Genomic DNA, 19,330 nt, shown 5'->3' on the forward strand with positions numbered 1-19,330 from the left:
ACATGAATTACTCTTACTTATCAAGTCCTGGATCGGAGTGAAAACACATGGAGTCGGAAACCGCTAAAACAACGTTAACCATGACATCTTTACGTAAAGAGAGCAGATTACGAACGGCAGCAACTTTGTTCCGCAAAGACTGGCAGCTGTATTCACTATTAATCCTTCCCATCATTTATCTCCTTATTTTCAAATATGGACCGATGATTGGTAATGTGATTGCGTTCAGACGTTTTGTTCCCGGGGGAAGTATATTTGGAGAAAAGTGGGTTGGATTAAGGTACTTCAGAATGTTCATTGAGGACCCTACCTTCTGGAGAGTATTCGGTAATACGCTGATGTTAGGCGGACTTGCGTTACTCTTTACATTCCCGGTTCCAATCATTTTTGCCTTGATGCTTAACGAAGTGAAAAGTAAACGATTCAAGAAGTTTGTACAGACCGCGTCTTATCTGCCTCATTTTCTGTCTATCGTTATCGTTGCAGGTATGATCCTGCAGCTGACAGCAGTGAATGGTTCCATTAATGGACTGGTGGCTTTCTTCACCGGAGACAATATTCCTTTTATGCAGCGGGCTGAGTGGTTCAGAACAATCTATATCACTTCTGAGGTATGGCAGGGTATGGGTTGGGGAGCGATTTTGTATCTGGCTGCACTGACAACCATTGATGATTCTTTGTATGAAGCTGCACGTATCGATGGTGCCAACCGGTGGAAGCAGACGATTCATGTAACGTTACCAGGGATCTTGCCAACGATTGTGACGTTATTGATTTTGAACATGGGTAATTTCCTGGCTGTTGGATTTGAAAAAATCTTGCTCTTGTACAACCCACTGATCTACGAGACATCTGATGTGATCTCCACTTACCTGTATCGGGTCGGACTGGAATCCAGTAACTTCAGTTATGCTACCGCAATTGGCTTGTTCGAATCGCTGATCGGTCTGATTCTGGTGTTCTCCGTAAATGCCATCTCACGCAGACTGACACAAAGAAGCTTATGGTAAAGGAGGAGCATCATGCAGGAATCCAGATCTTATAAGGTATTTAAAGTATTCAATGTCATCTTTCTGCTGTTCGTGGTATTTATAACGCTCTATCCATTCTTAAATGTCGTGGCACAATCCTTCAGTAGTGAGTCCTATATTAATTCGGGTAAGGTTAGTTTGTTCCCAAGAGGATTCAATGTGGAGACGTATAAGACCATCTCGCGTGACAGCATGTTCTGGACTAATTATAAAAATACAATTATTTACACTGTAGTAGGTACGTTAATCTCCATGTTCATGACGACTATTTTCGCCTATGCCCTGTCCAAAAAGAGGTTGATGGGTCGCAAGTTTTTGACGATGTTCGCCGTGTTCACGATGTTCTTCAGTGGTGGATTGATTCCAAACTATGTGTTGATTAATTCCCTTGGGTTCAACAACACCATGTGGGCACTTGTTGTTCCTGGCGCAATTAGCATATACAACATGCTGATCATGAAGTCATTTTTTGAAAATATGCCTGAAGAATTGGAGGAAGCTGCCTCCATTGACGGTTTGAACACCTACGGGATCTTGCTACGCATTATATTGCCGCTAAGTAAAGCCGTTATGGCAACCATGGTGCTGTTCTACGCAGTAGGTCATTGGAATTCATGGTTCCCAGCCTTTCTGTATTTGGACAAAAAAGAACTGTTCCCGGTCACCATTTATTTGCGCAATATGATTGCAGGAGCGACTAGCGGAGCGACTGCCGGTGCAACCTCAGCCGATAACCTGACACAGATTGCTGCCAATATTAAGTCAGTAACGATGGTACTCACCATCTTGCCGATACTCACCATCTATCCATTTGTCCAAAGATACTTTGTAACCGGTATCATGTTAGGGTCTGTTAAGCAGTAAGGTCAAACTAAACCAAATTCAGGGGGATAACCTAAATGAATCAAAAACCACGTAAGTTTGTTGGTAAAATGGTGTTGGCATCAATGATGACCGTTGTTCTGGCAGCATGTAGTAGCGGTACTGGAGCTGGAGGTGACGTCACAGAAGTTCAAACCAAGGCAGCGATGGAGACGTACAATGTAGGGGATACATTCAAGGCGACTGAGCCGTTTAATCTATCGATACTGTATAGTGATCAACCTACCTATCCGTACAAAAAAGACTGGTTGCTTTTCAAAAAGTTGACTGAAATGACTGGTGTTACACTTGAGCCAACGATTGTTCCTATGAGTGACTATTCTCAGAAGAGATCTCTTCTAATCAGTTCTGGTGATGCACCGCTGGTTATTCCAAAGACCTATCCTGGTGAAGAATCTGCTTTTGTATCCTCCGGTGCGATTCTGCCCGTTAGTGATTATATTGATTTGATGCCCAACTTCAAGGATAAAGTGGAAAAATGGGGATTGGAAGAAGAAATCGAAGGACTTCGACAGGAAGATGGCAAGTATTATGTACTCCCGGGTCTGCATGAAGAAGTATGGCCAGATTATACATTAATCGTAAGAACAGATGTTTTTGAAGAAAATAACATTGCTATCCCAACCACATGGGATGAACTGTATGACGCAGCAAAGAAACTCAAAGAGCTGTACCCGGATTCCGTTCCGTTCTCGGACCGTTTCAAATTTAATAGCACATTAGGTATTGCAGCTACCGGCTTTGGTACCAAGGCTGGATGGGGTTTTGGTAACGGATTGACGTATAAGGAAGATCAGGATCAATTTGTGTACACGGCTACAACACCAGAATACAAAGAGATGCTAACGTACTTTAACAAGTTGGTATCCGAAGGATTGCTGGACAAAGAAAGTTTCACACAGGATGATGATCAGGCTGTACAGAAATTTGTATCCGGCAAATCATTCATGATTAATGGTAATTCCCAAACGGTGGTGCTGCACCGAAATGATATGAACAAAACGCTGGGAGAAGGTAAATACTCAGTTGCAAAGATTACAGTACCTGGTGGACCAAAAGGGCAATTAATGTCTGGCTCCAGACTTGAAAACGGTGTTATGATATCCGGAAAAATTCAAAAAAGCGAAAACTTCAAAGCTATTATGCAATTTATTGATTGGTTATACTACAGCGATGAGGGTCAAGAGTTCGCCAAATGGGGCGTTGAAGGCGAAACATTTACCAAAGAGGGCGGAACACGTAAATTGGTAGAAGACGTGAACTACAATGGCTTGAATCCGAAAGGAACGAAAGATCTGCGTATTGACTTTGGTTTCTCTGGTGGAGTATTTGCCTATGGTGGTACCACAGATCTGCTGCAATCGATGTTTAGTGAAGAAGAGTTGAAATTCCAACAAGACATGAAGGATACCAAGGAAGTGATCCCGGCAGAACCACCGATTCCTTACTCTTCTGAGGACCGTGAACGGGTGACGCTTCTGAGTACACCACTGAAAGATTATTCGGATCAAAATACGCTTAAATTTATCTTGGGTGAGCGGGACTTGTCTGAATTCGATATGTTTGCCAAAGAGCTGGATAGTCAAGGGTTATCTAATTATCTGAAACTGGCAAATGATACGTACAAAGCCTACAAAGAAAACAAGCAATAATATAGTTGATGCTGGCCAGATTACCGTTTCACACCGATATATAAGTGGAACGGTAATTTGTGCTAAGATGAATGAATACGGCTGATAGAAAGAGGTCTAGGCATGTCACTTAATCAAAAAATTAGAGGCTCGACCCGGGCATATTCATATAACCTGTTAAAAGAACGGATTCTTCATCTGGAACTTAAGCCGGGTACGAAGATTTCGGAGAAAGAGATTGCAGATGAACTGCAGGTGAGCAGAACACCCGTGAGAGAAGCATTTATGAAGCTTGCTGAAGAAGAACTGCTGGACATTATTCCCCAGAGTGGGACGATCGTCTCTCATATTAATCTGGAGCATGTGGAAGAAGGCAGGTTTATGCGGGAGAAGATGGAGAAGGAAATCGTGACTTTGGCTTGTGTTTCTTTTCCTGAAGAGTTCAGATTTCGACTTGAAACCAACATTGCAATGCAGGAAGTCTGTATAGGGAAAAACAATTTCTATCGGCTTTTTGAACTGGATGAAGAGTTTCATCAGATTTTGTTCCAGGGCACGGGTAAGCTGAGAACATGGAAAATGTTGCAACAACTGAATATTCCGTTTAATCGGTTGCGTTTATTACGTCTAGCGGAAGACTCCAACCTGGAGGTCATTATCTCCCAGCACAAAGAGATTTATCGTCTTATCACAGAACGTCAGACCGAGCAAGCTGTTCAGGTGATGGAAGCTCACCTTAGACTAGTTGTTATTGAACAGGAATCGATTAAGGCGAAATACCCGCATTATTTTATATAATGCACCGATGTTGTATACTACTCTCCATATGAATAAGCGAAAACCCCTGTTCAATTGAACAGGGGTTTTGGTTAAGCAAGTTGTAACACGAGAGTGTTAGGCTTGTTTGATAAAAGTAGGATCAGGGTATGGATCTGCAATCCAGCCATCTTTTTCGATGAACAGACGTACAGCAATTATTTGTTTGTTCTCCATTAAAGTGAAGAAGTGCGGTGTATTCTCAGGTACAGAGATAACGTCTCCAGGAGACAGTTCTACATTAAAGTAGCCCACATCATCTGTAGCTTTGATAACAAAGATTCCTTTACCAGCGACAATTGCACGGATCTCATCTTCAGCGTGGGTGTGGATCTCTTCGAACTTGGCCAGCTTTTCTTCGATATCTGGTGTTTGTTCGGACAGCGTGATGACATCCCAGATCTGGTATCCGCGACGTGCAGCCAAATCTCTGATTTCATAATCGTAAGTTTCCAAAACCTCGGTTTTCTGTTCATCAGTTAATCCAAAGTTATTTTGCAGATCAGTGTTCAGTTTGGATGCGTCCCACTTCTCATATAATACTTCGTATTTGTTCAAGAAATTTCGAACATTTTCGTCACCAGTGATGCGTTCGTTCGTATTTCGGATAACAATTTCAGCCATGTTCTTTCCCTCTTTTCCACTTGGTTTAATTGAATTATATCGGATTGCTTTGTTTTTGTCGATTCTCAAATTCCGTTCATATTCGTGCAAACCCGCCATCTTTCGGGACCAAACCCGATCTTTCACATTAAGTTAGTTTCTGTTAAACTAAGATTTAACGTTTTGCGGGGGTGAAGATATTGGATAAGATTAGTCTACACGATGCATTAAAACAACGAATATTAATCCTCGACGGTGCAATGGGGACCATGATTCAACAAGTTGATCTGACTGGCGAAGATTTTGGCGGCGATGATTTGGATGGATGTAATGAAATGTTGGTGCTTACTCGTCCAGAGCTCATCCAGCGCGTTCATGAAGAATATCTGGAGGCTGGCGCCGACTTAATTGAAACCAATACATTTGGTGCCACATCCGTTGTGCTTGCTGAATACGATATTCAGGATCGGGCACGTGAGATCAACCTGGAAGCAGCCAGAATTGCGAAAGCTGCGGTTGATCGTTTCTCTACACCGGAATCTCCACGTTATGTGGTAGGTGCGATGGGACCAACAACCAAAACACTGTCTGTAACTGGGGGAGTAACCTTCCAGGAACTTATCGACAGTTATTTGGAGCAAGCGCTTGCTTTAATAGAGGGAGGCGTTGATGCGCTACTACTCGAAACCTCACAGGATACCCTCAATGTAAAAGCAGGCAGCATTGGAATTCAGCAGGCCTTCAAACAGAGTGGTGTTACACTGCCCCTGATGATATCAGGAACGATAGAACCGATGGGAACGACTCTTGCGGGTCAGAACATCGAATCCTTTTATATATCCTTAGAACACCTTAACCCAATTTCGGTAGGACTAAACTGTGCTACGGGTCCTGAGTTCATGCGTGATCACATTCGCTCGCTTTCCGGAATGGCATCGGTTGCCGTTAGTTGTTACCCGAACGCGGGTCTTCCGGATGAGAACGGTAATTACCATGAGTCACCAGACTCGCTTGCACAGAAGATTGGTGCTTTTGCCGAACAGGGCTGGTTGAATATTGCTGGTGGATGTTGCGGGACAACCCCTGCACATATTCGGGCGATGCGCGATACACTTGCCCAGTACCCCCCAAGAGAAATGAACGGAACACATCCACCGGCATTGTCTGGTATAGAACCAATCTACATTGAACAGGACAATCGTCCATACATGGTTGGTGAGCGTACGAACGTGCTGGGATCACGGAAATTCAAACGACTCATTGTAGAAGGTAAATATGAAGAAGCTTCGGAAATTGCACGTGCTCAAGTGAAAAATGGAGCGCACATTGTTGACGTGTGTGTACAAGATCCGGACCGCGAAGAGTCTGAAGACATGGTGAAGTTCCTTGAATTGGTTGTAAAAAAAGTGAAGGTTCCTCTCATGATTGATACGACAGATGCTTCAGTAATTGATCTGGCCCTTCAGTACTCACAAGGTAAAGCGATAATTAACTCCATTAACCTTGAGGATGGCGAAGAGAAATTTGAGCTGATTACGCCGTTGCTTCATAAATATGGTGGTGCGGTAGTTGTCGGAACGATTGACGAACGGGGTCAGGCGATTAGTCGAGAAGACAAGCTTGACGTAGCCAAGCGCTCTTACGATTTGCTGGTGAATAAATATGGTCTCAAACCAGAAGACCTCATTTTTGATACGTTGGTGTTCCCGGTAGGTACGGGAGATGAACAGTACATCGGCTCAGCCAAAGAAACTATTGAAGGTATAAGAGTGATTAAGGAAGCGATGCCTGAATGTCATACGATACTCGGGATCAGTAACATTTCATTCGGACTGCCTGAAGCAGGTCGTGAAGTGCTGAACTCTGTATTCTTGTATGAATGTACCAAAGCAGGTCTCGACTATGCCATCGTGAACACAGAGAAACTGGAGCGTTATGCGTCCATTCCAGAAGAAGAACGCAGGCTCTCGGAAGAGCTTTTATATAACACAAATGATGAAACTTTGGCGGCGTTCGTAGCGGCGTTCCGTAACAAGAAGGTTGAGAAGAAGGAAAAAATCTCGAACCTTTCATTAGAAGAGCGTCTCGCTTCATATGTAGTAGAAGGAAGTAAAGAAGGATTGTTGCCAGATCTCGAACAAGCACTTGCCAAATACACAGCACTTCAAGTGATTAACGGTCCACTGATGCGGGGGATGGAGGAAGTAGGTCGTCTCTTTAACAACAATGAGTTAATTGTAGCTGAGGTGTTGCAGAGTGCGGAGGTTATGAAGGCTTCTGTAGCATATCTGGAGCAATTCATGGAGAAGAACGAGACTTCGGTTAAAGGCAAGATCATTCTGGCCACTGTCAAGGGCGATGTGCATGACATCGGTAAAAACCTGGTTGAGATCATCCTGTCCAATAACGGTTACCAGATCATTAATTTGGGTATAAAAGTACCACCAGAACGTATCATTGAGGCGTACCGAGAAGAAAAAGTCGATGCTATCGGCCTCTCGGGGCTATTGGTAAAATCAGCGCAACAGATGATTCTTACCGCTCAGGATTTGCGAACAGCAGGTATTGATGTGCCTATTATGGTTGGTGGAGCGGCGCTAACACGTAAATTCACCAAAAATCGCATTCGTCCTGAATATAACGGAATGGTTGTATACGCTAAAGACGCGATGGACGGTCTGGATCTGGCGAACAAATTGATGAACCCCGTTTCACGTGAAGCGATGCAACTGGAGATGGAAGCAGAAAAAGAAGCTGATGCTTCAAGTGCTGTAGCTGTTCAGACTCTTCCAGCCCTTACGCGAGTGGAACGTTCGGATATCGCTGTAGATAACCCGGTTCTTGTCCCGCCTGATCTGGAGCGGCATACGATGCGTAACTACCCATTATCACATATCTTGCCATATGTGAACATGCAGATGTTGCTTGGACATCATCTGGGGTTGCGCGGTTCAGTAGAACAACTGCTTGCTTCAGGTGATAAGAAGGCTACTAACCTGAAAGCAGTCGTGGATGATATCATGCAAGAGGCTGTTCGTGACGGGATTATTCAGGCGCATGCCATGTATCGTTTCTTCCCGGCTCAGTCCAGTGGTAATAGCGTCATCATCTATGATCCAAAGGACACCAGCAATATTTTGCATACTTTTACGTTCCCACGTCAAAAAGTCGAGCCGTTCCTGTGCCTGTCCGACTTCCTGAAACCTGTTGAATCTGGTCAGATGGATTACGTTGGTTTCATGGTTGTTACGGCCGGACACGGTGTACGTGAACTATCCACGGCGTGGAAAGATCAAGGGGATTATCTTCGCTCGCATGCTCTGCAATCCGTAGCGCTTGAAGTAGCAGAGGGATTAGCTGAACGTGTGCATCATATGATGAGAGATATCTGGGGATTCCCGGATTCTGCCCAGATGACCATGAAGCAACGTCACGGTGCACGTTATCAAGGGATCAGGGTATCTTTTGGATATCCAGCTTGTCCGGATCTGGAAGACCAAGGACCGCTGTTCAAGTTGCTGCAGCCTGAGGATATCGGTGTGGAATTGACGGAAGGTTTCATGATGGAACCTGAAGCTTCCGTATCAGCGATGGTATTCAGCCATCCGCAAGCTAAGTATTTTAATGTAGAGAAGGCATAAATTCAGTAGAGTGTCAGGCAAAGCCCTCCGCATTGTCGGAGGTTTTTTGCTGGCAACAGAAAGAGGTGCGATCCAGAATGGAACTATATTTCCTGGGAACTAATGCTGGTGTACCTACGCTTCAACGGAATGTAACTTCCATTGGGCTACGCATGTTGGATGAGCGCAGAGCTTTGTGGTTGTTTGACTGCGGGGAAGGAACGCAGCACCAGATATTAAGTTCTCCGCTTAAACTAAGTAAATTGGAGAAAATATTCATTACTCACCTGCATGGTGATCATGTATTTGGACTTCCAGGACTGCTTTCAAGCAGAGCCTATCAAGGTGGCACCACACCATTAACCGTATATGGTCCGCCAGGTACGGAACGAATGATCAGTACAACAATGGAGCTTAGCCAATCCCGGGTTAACTATGATTTGAATATCGTGGAACATACGGGCGGCGTCCTGTTCGAGGATGACAGTTTTATCGTGGAAGCTGCTTTGCTTGAGCATCGGATTGACAGCTATGGATACCGGATTACGGAAAAAGATCGTCCAGGAAGCCTGGACCCAGCCAAACTGGCGGAATACGGTTTGAAACCAGGCCCATTGTTCGGCCGGCTGAAACGTGGAGAAACCATTACGCTGGATAACGGTGATACGCTTCGTCCAGAAGATGTATTGGGAGCGCCAAAACGAGGCATGGTTATCACCATATTGGGTGATACACGTCCATGTGACAACGTACAGCCACTTTCCATCAATGCAGATGTACTTGTGCATGAAGCTACATTCATGCATGACTTGGCTGATACAGCGCATGAGTACTATCATAGTACATCTAAACAAGCGGCAGAAGCGGCTAGAGCAGCAAATGTAGGGCAACTAATCATGACTCACTTCAGTTCACGCTATAAGGATGAGGATCAACTTCAGCCACTTTTGGAAGAGGCGCAGTCCGTATTCCCGAATACCAGACTTGCAAACGAACACCAGCTTATTCCTGTCGTGCATCGCAAGCAAGAATCTTAACCCTGATTGCGAACCAGTTCACGGTTAAACATGTCATATAAAGATCCGGGTAATTGCACGGGACTGAGGGAGAGGAACTCCCGCGGTCCCTTTTGCAATCTGGCCAGAAAGCGTGTAGGATGGGCAATATGAAGAGGGAAATGATTCAAATTATTTTCCGGGAAAGCGCAGGAAATGACAAGCTTGTACAGAAGACGCGCGAGTTAAACCGTCGGTGTTCGATCCGGTTCGACTTGTTGCGTGCATATGCCAGCAAGCCATTATTTTTTGCCTGAATACATAGGTTCGCGTTCAAGTTCGAGGTAAATGATTAAGGACATGAAACGTTAATGGAATGAAGAAAGGAAGTGCTGTGTGTGATTAAGGCCTATCTGATTGACTTGGATGGTACGCTCTATCATGGCAGACATCGTATCGAAGGAGCCGATCAGCTTATTCGAACACTGCAAGAGCTAGGAAAGCCGTATTTATTCGTAACAAATAATTCTTCCCGTACACCACAAGGTGTGGCAGATCATTTGAACGGGATGGGCATACCTGCCGACGCGTCTCAAGTATGTACTTCTGCTGTGGCGGCGGCTGAATATGTTGCTGAAGAGTCCCCGGGTGCAAAAGTGGCATGTATTGGAGAAGCAGGACTGCTGGAAGCCATAGAAGAAGCAGGACTTCAGCTGACGGAAGATGCACCAGATTACGTGATACAGGGGATTGATCGTGAATTTTCCTATCATAAACTGACCAAGGCGCTAAGGTGGATTAATGCGGGATCAAAATTCATCATGACCAACCCGGATCTGCAGCTTCCTTCCGATGATGGACTGACACCTGGAGCGGGGACTATTGGAGCAGCAATTGAAGCTGCGACCGGAGTTCATCCTACAGTCATAGGCAAGCCATCGAGTGTTATAATGAAGTCGGCCATTAGCCGGCTAAACCTGGCGTCTCATGAAGTGGCAGTGATCGGAGATAATATGCGAACCGATATTGCAGCTGGAGTGGCAGCAGGGTGTGAGACGCTGTTGGTACTTACCGGTGTGACAACCCGGGATAATATGGATGGACACATTCAAGCAGCGAAGGCTCGACCTGATCATGTGTTTGAAGATTTGCATAAATTGATGGAGTGGCTGTCGCAAGAGGCAGACCAAGCTTCCAAAAAGGGGTAATGTACGATGCCGGAACTGCCGGAAATGGAAAATTACCGGACCTTGCTGTCCGAGGAAATACTTGATCTACTGATTACAGGTGTTGTAATTAACCGCGATAAAACGATAAATACGGAGCCTGATCTGTTTATCAATGAACTTACAGGTAATCGCATCATATTTGTTGAGCGCCGCGCGAAGCATCTGATTTTCCACTTGGCTAATGGCAAACGTTTGGTGCTGCATCTCATGTTGGGCGGTATGATTTTCTGGGGCACGGAAGAGGAACGCCCTGATCGTTCCACACAAGTGGAAATCCAGTTTGGCGATCACATTTTGTTCTTTATTGGACTGCGCTTGGGTTATTTACATCTGCTTACTTCGAAAGAAACCGAAGAGGCGATGTCTGATCTTGGACCTGAACCTTTGGATCGACGGATGAACGTGGAACGTTTTGCTTCTCTGTTGAAAGGTCGTCGGGGTACACTTAAGACAACATTGGTAAACCAACATATTATTGCGGGGATCGGCAATTGTTATTCGGATGAGATTGCTTTTGCTGCCGGTCTGAGACCAAGCTCCAAAACGCAGAACATCGCGACTTCACCAGAGTTGACGGAGCGCTTGTTCCATTCGATGCAGTCCGTGTTGCGTGAAGCAGCTTCTGAGGGTGGCTATATGGAAATGCCACTGATGCAAGGGGATACGAAGACAGGAAGTTTTGACGAGCGATGTCGCGTATACGATCGGGAAGGCGAGACTTGTCCGCGCTGCGGGGGAACAATTGAACGAGTGGAAATTACGGGCAAGAAGGCATTCTTCTGTCCGAAATGCCAGCATGAAGCCTAAAACCGGAATCGGGGCACATGTCAGCACCAGAGGCGGATTTCTTCAGGCAGCCAAAAGAGCACATGCGATGGGGGCTACGGCGTTTCAGTATTTTCCGAAGAACCCGCGTAGTCTCAGCCTGAAAAGTCTGGACCTCAAGGATGCTGAGCAGTGCAGGGATTGGTGTGAACAGCAGGGACTTGCTTCGATTGCCCATTCACCCTATCCTACGAATCCGGCGTTGGGCATGACCCGTGGAGAGGCGGGGTTTCATGCCACAATAGCTTCTATTCGCAATGATCTTGAAATTTCGAATGCTTGCGGTTCTGTTGGGACGGTGGTCCATTTTGGACATATCAAAACAAACGATCCGCTGGAGGGTTATCAGAACCTCATTCATTGTCTGGATACCGCCTTGGAGAATTGGAATGGTCATTCGAAGGTGCTGCTTGAGAATCAGGCAGGTGATCATGGCCCGATGGGCACGACAATGGAAGAAATGATACAGATTCGCCAATTAAGCCGATATCCGGAGCATATTGCATTTTGTTTTGACACATGCCATGCTTTTGCTTCAGGTATGTGGTCGTCAGGTAACGAATCGGAGATGCTCGATCAAGGCAGGGTGCTCGGATACTGGGATAATGTTGCTGCTATACATTTTAATGATTCCAAATATGCATCTGGTTTGTCTAAGGATAGACATGCAAGGATCGGACAGGGATATATAGGAAATGAATCAATGAAAGCATTGTTAAAGGCGCCTGAGTTCCAAAATGCGGTTGTTGTGCTCGAGACAGAAACGGGCGAAGATGGAACGCACCGTGATGATATAGCGCTCATGCGTTCCTGGCTATAATGGGGAGAGGAGCGATTGTATGCATGTTTTTTTGGATGACTATCGGGCATGTCCGAAAGGTTTTGTTCTGGCAACGAATGCAGAAGAGTGCCTGATGCTGCTAAGAGAAGGTGACGTGGACATTTTGTCTCTGGATTATGAGCTTGGTCCAGATTCGCCCAATGGCGGTGAGGTCGCAGCATCTATTGTACGAGAAGGTTTATTTCCGCGCGAGATCTATTTGCATACGTCCAGTATGTTTGGGAAACGCCAGATGTACGAGATGTTATATAGCAATAAACCGGATTCGGTAACCATTCATAATGGACCAATGACGGGTGAGGTCATGCTGCGTGTTGCTGCGGGAGAAGAAAGTTAATGAAGCCAATTACATCCAAAATGTTAATGCGTAGTGTATGGGAAGGCATGCCACAGGCTGTATTTATATATACCCCTTTATGTGGGACATGTGCGGCAGCACGGCGTATGTTAGAGGTCGTTGAGCACATGCTGCCAGAAGGTATTTTATCTGAAATGAACATTCATGATATTCCTGAACTTGTACAACAATTTCAAATTTCAAGCGTTCCAGCAGTGATGCTTTTTGATGGCCAACAAGATGTTCCAAAAATGGTTTATCGGATGAGCTCTGTGGAGCATTTGCTCTCGGAGATCCGGAAGGTGGTGCTGAAATGAGTATAATCTCGATGGAACATGTCTCACTTAGACGAGAAGAGAATCAGATTTTGGATAACGTACATTTGCACATTGAACAAGGCGAACATTGGGTTATTCTGGGTCGGAATGGTTCTGGCAAAACAACGTTGTTGGAGATGATGAACGGATATATGTTTCCAAGCCAGGGACGTATTGAAGTACTCGGTAATCTGTATGGGCAATGTGACGTCAGGGAAGTACGTAAGGAAATCGGTTATATCAGCCAAACGTTGATTGAGAAACTCACACCCAGAGATCCGGTATGGGAAGTCGTCGCTACAGGAGCTTATGCTTTTTTGCGTTTTTATCAGACCATTCCTGATGAAGTAAAAGCAAAGGCAATGAGTTTGTTAGATGACATGGGCTTTGCCAACTTGGCCAACAACCCGCTTGGAACGTTATCCCAAGGGGAGCGCAAAAAAGTCATGCTTGCTCGTTCATTAATGGCTGAGCCCAAATTGCTGATTATGGACGAGCCTTGTGCCGGACTAGACTTATATGAACGTGAGAAAATGCTGGCTGAGATTGATCGTCTGCGCCAGCGTAACATTACAGTTGTGTATGTAACACATCATGTTGAAGAGATCGTACCTTTATTTACGCATGTGGCCTTGATCCGCGATGGACGTATCGCGGCAGCTGGCCCCAAGTATGAAGTTTTGACACAAGATACAATTAAGCATACGTACGATGTTCCGGTCGATATCCAGTGGGATAATGGTCGTCCGTGGATACGCGTACGTTCTGGAGGGTAACACAATTTGAGTACACAATCGTCTTGGGAAGAAGGCAACTTCTCCCGTTTTATCTGCACGGCCAATCATGGCTTTGCCCCTTATGCTCAGGAAGAGTTGCGCCGTACGTTTGGAGCGGTGAAGAGCACGGTACTCGTACCAGGAGAAATACTGCTTGCGGGTCTGCCTGTAGCGGAGGAAGAAGTTGCAGATAAGCTGTGGGCAGAGTATCCAACGTTTTTACGTCATATTCAACCTGTTCAGTTTCAGGAGAATACAGAAGATTCGGAGAAGTCTATTGAGAAATTGATTGCATTTGTGTTGAATCATAAGGAACTGACCGGTACCCCTGTCGTGCTGCAGGTGCGGAAGACAGAAGGGTCCTTTTGGCAAGAAAATGCAGCCTCATTGAAGCAACTGCTAACTGAAAAGCTGGATGAGCTAGGCTGTGAGTGGGTTGTACGTGATGCTGAATATGTCATTTCTGTATTTGCTGCGAATGATATGTTGTATGCTGGCATATCCAGACCTGAACAGAACCTGTCAGACTGGAGCGGGGGAGCCGTACGTTTTCAAAAAGAAGATGGGCAGATCTCGCGTGCTAAGTTCAAATTGCTTGAAGCCGAGCAAACGTTTGGCATTGACTTTACTTCATTTCATAAGGCACTTGATATCGGTGCAGCACCAGGTGGATGGACCTCCTTCCTGCTTGAACGTGGGCTTGAAGTAACGGCGGTAGATCCGGCGAAGATGGACGCAACGCTGCTGGCATCACCAAAACTAACTTTTTTGAAGAAAAATGCAGGGGATGTGCGCTTCCGCGAAGGAGAGTTCGATCTGCTCGTATGTGATATGAGTTGGAGTCCGAAGCTGATGAGCCGACTTGTGTCGGATCTTCTATATAGCCTTCAGCCTGGGGGAACAGCGATTGTTACCGTGAAGTTATTGCATAAAAAACCGCTCGCACTTATTAAGGATGTTATCGATACGTTTGAGCGTTCGCGGATGCAGATTCAACGTTCCAAGCAGTTGTTCCATAACCGGGAAGAGATTACACTTTATATGGTCAAATATTAAGAGATCTAGCCTTGATTAAAGCAGTTAGGGTATTATGAAATTGATTCGATAAAGCACATTAAATTTTGTGCTTTACAATCTATTCCTGCCTGTACTATAATGATACCAATATTAACCATAACAAACCTGAGGGAAAGCATCCCGAAGTGAACGAAACCGGATATCCGGTCTGTTCTTCTTCGGTGAAGCTTTCCCTTTTTTGTTGTGTATTGAAGGAGGAATTGGTATGAGACATCCGGCCAGGCTGGAACGCGGAAGCCTGCTGGGAGGTAGATATCGTATCGTATCCATTCTGGGAACAGGCGGAATGAGCCATGTATACGAGGCGGAGGATCTGAAGTTGCCGGGCAAGATATGGGCAATTAAAGAAAGCGTAACGATTATGCCATATGAAGGCAGTATGGAGACGGAAGCCGCTCTTCTGACATCACTTTGCCATCCAAGATTGCCGCAAATTGTTGATTTTTTTGTCCCGGATGAAGACGGGTACACATACTTGGTGATGGAATACATCGACGGGTTAACGCTCAGTGAGTATTTCAAGCAGTGTCGTGGGAAGATCCCGATGGAGCAATTGACTGAGCTTGTACTTCAATTGCTGGATGTGTTGAGTTATTTGCATAATCTGAATCCACCTGTGATCTATAGGGATCTGAAACCATCAAATATCATGATCACCCCGGAACATGAAGTAAGATTAATTGATTTTGGCATCGCCAGAAGTTACAAACCGCACAATGCTGAAGATACCGTTAAGTTGGGAACCGTTGGTTTTGCCGCTCCAGAACAATATGGCTCGGGTCAGACCGATGCGCGTTCAGATCTATATGGACTCGGAGCATTGCTGCTGTATCTTATGACAAGTGGGGCGTATACGGAATGGATTCAGGGTGTAGAAAGCTCTATCCGGAGTGATGTTCCGAGGACATACATCCCTGTGGCGAGAAGACTGTTAAGGTATAATGCCGAGGAGCGATTCCAATCTGCCGATGAGGTAAGGAAGGAACTGCTCCGAATACCCGGCGGAACAATGCCCGGTGGAGATGCAACGATGACATTGAATGGGGGAACAAGAGTTATTGCCCTGACTGGTGCTTCATCTGGTGTAGGGGTTACCCACACGGCTATAGCTATCAGTCATTATCTCGAAAGGCAAAACTTCAAAGTAGCTGTGATAGAAATGTCACCTCGCTCTCAATCCTTTGCAAGGATTCAACAAATCGCTCAAGCGGGTAAACCGGTGCCAGCAGGCAGACAGTTTGCAGTGGATGGTGTGCATTATTGGAAACAATCCGGGCGAGCGGATATTTTGTCTTTGCTTGGGGGGAGTTATCAATTCATCGTGATGGATCTTGGTAGTGGTCAGGACCAGAACCGGCTTGAAGAATTCCTGCGTGCAGATCTGCCTATTGTTATAGGCTCAGGTGCCGAATGGAGACAGGCGGAGATTGGTGCTTTTGTTCGAACACATCATCGGTATCCACGAGAGAAATGGATATATTGTCTGCCTCTGGCAGCAAGTGAAGCAGTTCAGCGCATTCGGAAAGCTCTGGATACATCGAGTGTATATGGGCTGCCGTTACATATTGACCCTTTTGACAAGGACGCACAGATGGATAAAGTGTTTTCTCATATTTTAACGCACATGATGGCACAGCAGCCCAAGAAACGTTCGTTCTTTTCACGAAGGAAAGTACATGATTAGAAGAGATTACGAAAGGAGAGCCTCTTTTGTCTAAATTAAGAAAACAAAGCCGTCAACTGATCTATGCCGGACTTATCGGAGCAGGAGCTGTAGGGTTGGTGTTCGGAGGATATGTTATCTACAATGTCAAAACGATGAGTGATGTCAAGTCAGCCGTAGAAGCCCGTTATTTATCGGCATATGAGGAAAAGGAAGCTGAATTAAAGCAACAATGGGATTCGGGAGCACAAGGATGGATTACGATTCGGGATATTGAAGCAGGTGAACCGATATTACCGGAGGATCTGAAGCTCATTGCTGTTCCGGATGCACAAGCACCGCGAAATCTCTGGTCCAGTACTAAGCAGATGGAAGGCCAAGTGGCCAAAATAGAGTTAAAAAAAGGAACAGCCATTACCACTGAGATGGTGTATGAGGATACACCGGCTCCGCCCGATTTAAGAAATCGAGAGCTGCAAGTTGTATTACTGCCGTCCTCCCTTGTTAAGGGAGATATTATTGATGTTCGTATCCAATTCCCTACCGGACAGGACTATGTTCTCTTATCGAAGAAAAAAGTGGAACGACTTAATGCAGCTACCTTATGGATTACGATGACGGAGGAAGAGATTCTGTCACTCTCAAGTGCAATTGTAGATGCCTATTTACATAAAGCTTCAATCTATGCCTTAACCTATGTAGAACCACAGTTTCAGACACCTGCAATCGCGACGTATCCTGCCAATTCAGAAGTATTAAAACTGCTGGAGAGTGATCCGAATATTGTTCGACGAGCCGAGCAGGAGTTATCCAGACAGGTGCGAAGTTCGCTTGAAAGTTCACTGGCCGCCTCCATGACAGCACCATCAAAAGGGGTTGAACAGGATGTGGCACAATCCTCAGTTACATATAACAGTCGTCCATCATCAAATAATCCGGCAACGTCGGATGGAGTGATGTGGAATGATGGTTCAGGAAACGGAGCAGGAGCTAATTCTGGAAGCATAAATGATCCTGCTGAAGCTTTACAAACAGAACAGCAGCGCTTGCTAACGGGTGGAGAATAGAGCGAAATCCGAGGTTTACTTTAGAATAATTCAGATAACAAGGAGTTTTGGAATAAGAAAGGAGTTGTAACATCTATGCATACATGGATCTTTGCGGGTTTATGTGAGAAAAATGATCTGATGTTATATCTATGCAAGATATTGGCTTCGACAGGCAACAAGGTCTTGCTCGTAGATGGAACCTTACAACAGAAGTATGGGTACGGTGTAGGTGACAGTAAGCAGTCTTTGCGAATTACGGAATTTGAAGGATTTGATATCGCTTGTCATTTTGTCACTTCAGCAGCTGTAGAGAATCATCTTGAAGTAAATGGAGAGCGATTAGACAGTTATGACTATGTGTTATATGACATGGAGACCTCACACTTTGCTTCCCGTAATCTCTGGCTGAATGCTGATGTAAGAGTCTGGGTGAGTGATTATGAGCGTTACAATCTGGAACGTGGCAAGGGCTGGTTGAAGCGGTTGCTTGAAGAACAATCATTACCTGGTGAGCTGTCATTTCAGCGGATCTTAATTAACGGGGTTGACTGCAAGCTTGAAGCTCGTTATCTGTGGGCGTATCTGGAGGGCAGTCCGTTTGTATGGACAGGAGAATCCTTAGTGCTTCCGTGGGATGAGTTAACAGCTGCGGTTAAGCTTGAGAATGAGCATCATCGCCGAGTTCATCTTGGACCTTTGTCACGAAATTACAAAAATTCGTTGTGTCGCGTGGTCGAGCAGTTAACAGGTTGGGAAAGTGTTCGCAGTCGCCGTGCGATGAAAGAAGCAGAGAGGATGAGAGCATGAGCACCATTACCTTTTGGAGCCCTTTTGCAGGAACAGGTTGCACTTCGAGCACATTAATTAGTGCTTATGCGATGGCGCTTCACTACAGGACAAGAGTGTTACTTGTTAATGCAGGCCTCGCCGGAACTGGCACAGAAGCTGCTCTACCGTCCAAAGATACGGATTCAGAGGATTTTATGTTCTCCTTCGAAGAGGGTGGCTGGGATGCGATTGAACGGCTGCATTCGAGCGGAAGTCTGAATAAGCACAATCTCAGGGATTATACCAAGCCACTTCTGAAGGAAAGACTTGATTTCCTAACCGGAAGAACTGATGAGATGGAACGTTCCCCGCAGGAACATGGTGAGACTGTGAAAAAGCTGCTAAATGTAGCTAACGAGTATTATGATCTGGTTCTTCTGGATGCGGATCATGCTGGTGTTGACTCACAGCTCAAGCTGCAACAAGCGGACTATGTTGTCATTAATCTCGATCAAAATATGCGAAATCTGGAGTTGTTCTTTGAAGAGATCCTGCCAGAACGAATGAACAATAAGAATATACATGTTGTAATTAACAAATACGATTTGCATTCCCGTGCAACGCTTTCCAATATTCGGCGCCAGTTCAGATACAAAGGCACGATATCTGCGATACCGTACACAACCGGATACCTGGATGCAATGAATCGGCGAGATGTTGCTAGATATTTGCAGTTGGAAAGTTTGACTGAGGATAAGGATATTCGTAAAGGGAGTTTTGCTGCAAGCATGAGCGAACTCGCTCGCCTGATTATGGACGGTGCAGGTATGCGCACAGTTCTGAAGAGGCTGGAAAGGGGAGCCTGAACCT

18 protein-coding genes are annotated in these 19,330 nt (G+C 45.4%); 17 read left to right on the plus strand and 1 reads right to left on the minus strand.

Features of this window, described 5'->3' with window-relative positions; translation table 11 throughout:
* Positions 1-80 precede the first annotated feature (80 nt).
* From IFU39_RS02185 to IFU39_RS02200, 4 genes are all read left to right on the plus strand, one after another.
* Positions 81-1,010, plus strand: coding sequence for an ABC transporter permease (locus tag IFU39_RS02185; RefSeq protein WP_373419911.1), 930 nt, complete (start codon positions 81-83; stop codon positions 1,008-1,010).
* Positions 1,011-1,022: 12 nt separating this feature from the next.
* The gene (locus tag IFU39_RS02190; protein ID WP_091020710.1) at positions 1,023-1,895 is read left to right on the plus strand and encodes a carbohydrate ABC transporter permease; all 873 of its coding nucleotides are present in this window, start codon (positions 1,023-1,025) and stop codon (positions 1,893-1,895) included.
* A 35-nt stretch (positions 1,896-1,930) separates the two neighbouring features.
* Positions 1,931-3,565, plus strand: a complete 1,635-nt coding sequence (locus tag IFU39_RS02195) for an ABC transporter substrate-binding protein (protein ID WP_091020711.1) — start codon at positions 1,931-1,933, stop codon at positions 3,563-3,565.
* 102 nt (positions 3,566-3,667) lie between these two features.
* A complete protein-coding gene (locus IFU39_RS02200) occupies positions 3,668-4,342 on the plus strand; it encodes a GntR family transcriptional regulator (RefSeq protein WP_091020712.1) in 675 nt (224 codons plus the stop codon).
* Positions 4,343-4,438: 96 nt separating this feature from the next.
* On the opposite strand, the gene IFU39_RS02205 is transcribed toward IFU39_RS02200, so the two are convergent.
* The gene (locus IFU39_RS02205; protein ID WP_047843398.1) at positions 4,439-4,984 is read right to left on the minus strand and encodes a cupin domain-containing protein; all 546 of its coding nucleotides are present in this window, start codon (positions 4,982-4,984) and stop codon (positions 4,439-4,441) included.
* 179 nt (positions 4,985-5,163) lie between these two features.
* Here IFU39_RS02205 and metH point away from each other — a divergent pair, with 179 nt between their 5' ends.
* The 13 genes from metH to IFU39_RS02270 all read left to right on the plus strand — a co-directional run bounded on the left by metH (position 5,164) and on the right by IFU39_RS02270 (position 19,326).
* Positions 5,164-8,604 (plus strand): methionine synthase, encoded by a 3,441-nt coding sequence (metH, locus tag IFU39_RS02210; protein ID WP_192131075.1) that lies wholly within the window; start codon positions 5,164-5,166, stop codon positions 8,602-8,604.
* A 77-nt stretch (positions 8,605-8,681) separates the two neighbouring features.
* On the plus strand, positions 8,682-9,620 hold the full coding sequence (gene rnz / locus IFU39_RS02215; RefSeq protein ID WP_192131077.1) for a ribonuclease Z: 939 nt from the start codon (positions 8,682-8,684) through the stop codon (positions 9,618-9,620).
* A gap of 356 nt (positions 9,621-9,976) precedes the next feature.
* The gene (locus IFU39_RS02220) at positions 9,977-10,786 is read left to right on the plus strand and encodes a TIGR01457 family HAD-type hydrolase (RefSeq protein ID WP_091020714.1); all 810 of its coding nucleotides are present in this window, start codon (positions 9,977-9,979) and stop codon (positions 10,784-10,786) included.
* 6 nt (positions 10,787-10,792) lie between these two features.
* Positions 10,793-11,614 carry an Fpg/Nei family DNA glycosylase gene (locus tag IFU39_RS02225; protein ID WP_192131079.1) on the plus strand — a complete coding sequence of 274 codons (822 nt, stop codon included), beginning with the start codon at positions 10,793-10,795 and terminating at the stop codon, positions 11,612-11,614.
* Positions 11,604-12,452 (plus strand): deoxyribonuclease IV, encoded by an 849-nt coding sequence (locus IFU39_RS02230; RefSeq protein WP_192131080.1) that lies wholly within the window; start codon positions 11,604-11,606, stop codon positions 12,450-12,452. The genes IFU39_RS02225 and IFU39_RS02230 overlap by 11 nt, the downstream gene beginning before the upstream one ends.
* A gap of 19 nt (positions 12,453-12,471) precedes the next feature.
* The gene (locus tag IFU39_RS02235; RefSeq protein WP_017688046.1) at positions 12,472-12,810 is read left to right on the plus strand and encodes a cyclic-phosphate processing receiver domain-containing protein; all 339 of its coding nucleotides are present in this window, start codon (positions 12,472-12,474) and stop codon (positions 12,808-12,810) included.
* The gene (locus IFU39_RS02240; RefSeq protein WP_091020717.1) at positions 12,810-13,127 is read left to right on the plus strand and encodes a thioredoxin family protein; all 318 of its coding nucleotides are present in this window, start codon (positions 12,810-12,812) and stop codon (positions 13,125-13,127) included. Before IFU39_RS02235 ends, IFU39_RS02240 begins: the two co-directional genes overlap by 1 nt.
* Positions 13,128-13,129: 2 nt before the next feature.
* Positions 13,130-13,903: an ABC transporter ATP-binding protein gene (locus IFU39_RS02245; protein ID WP_091020766.1), complete on the plus strand. Its 774-nt coding sequence runs from the start codon at positions 13,130-13,132 to the stop codon at positions 13,901-13,903.
* 6 nt (positions 13,904-13,909) lie between these two features.
* Positions 13,910-14,959 (plus strand): SAM-dependent methyltransferase, encoded by a 1,050-nt coding sequence (locus tag IFU39_RS02250; RefSeq protein WP_105599238.1) that lies wholly within the window; start codon positions 13,910-13,912, stop codon positions 14,957-14,959.
* 226 nt (positions 14,960-15,185) lie between these two features.
* Entirely contained in the window at positions 15,186-16,664 is a 1,479-nt protein-coding gene (locus tag IFU39_RS02255; protein ID WP_105599237.1) for a serine/threonine protein kinase, read from the plus strand.
* A 26-nt stretch (positions 16,665-16,690) separates the two neighbouring features.
* Positions 16,691-17,710 carry an SAF domain-containing protein gene (locus IFU39_RS02260; RefSeq protein WP_105599236.1) on the plus strand — a complete coding sequence of 340 codons (1,020 nt, stop codon included), beginning with the start codon at positions 16,691-16,693 and terminating at the stop codon, positions 17,708-17,710.
* 75 nt (positions 17,711-17,785) lie between these two features.
* The gene (locus IFU39_RS02265) at positions 17,786-18,499 is read left to right on the plus strand and encodes a hypothetical protein (protein WP_149846716.1); all 714 of its coding nucleotides are present in this window, start codon (positions 17,786-17,788) and stop codon (positions 18,497-18,499) included.
* Complete coding sequence (locus IFU39_RS02270; protein WP_105599234.1) at positions 18,496-19,326, plus strand: hypothetical protein; 831 nt, start codon at positions 18,496-18,498, stop codon at positions 19,324-19,326. Before IFU39_RS02265 ends, IFU39_RS02270 begins: the two co-directional genes overlap by 4 nt.
* Positions 19,327-19,330 lie beyond the last annotated feature (4 nt).

The sequence above is a fragment of the Paenibacillus sp. CFBP 13594 genome (assembly GCF_014842675.1).
Classification (GTDB): Bacteria; Bacillota; Bacilli; order Paenibacillales; family Paenibacillaceae; genus Paenibacillus; species Paenibacillus amylolyticus_B.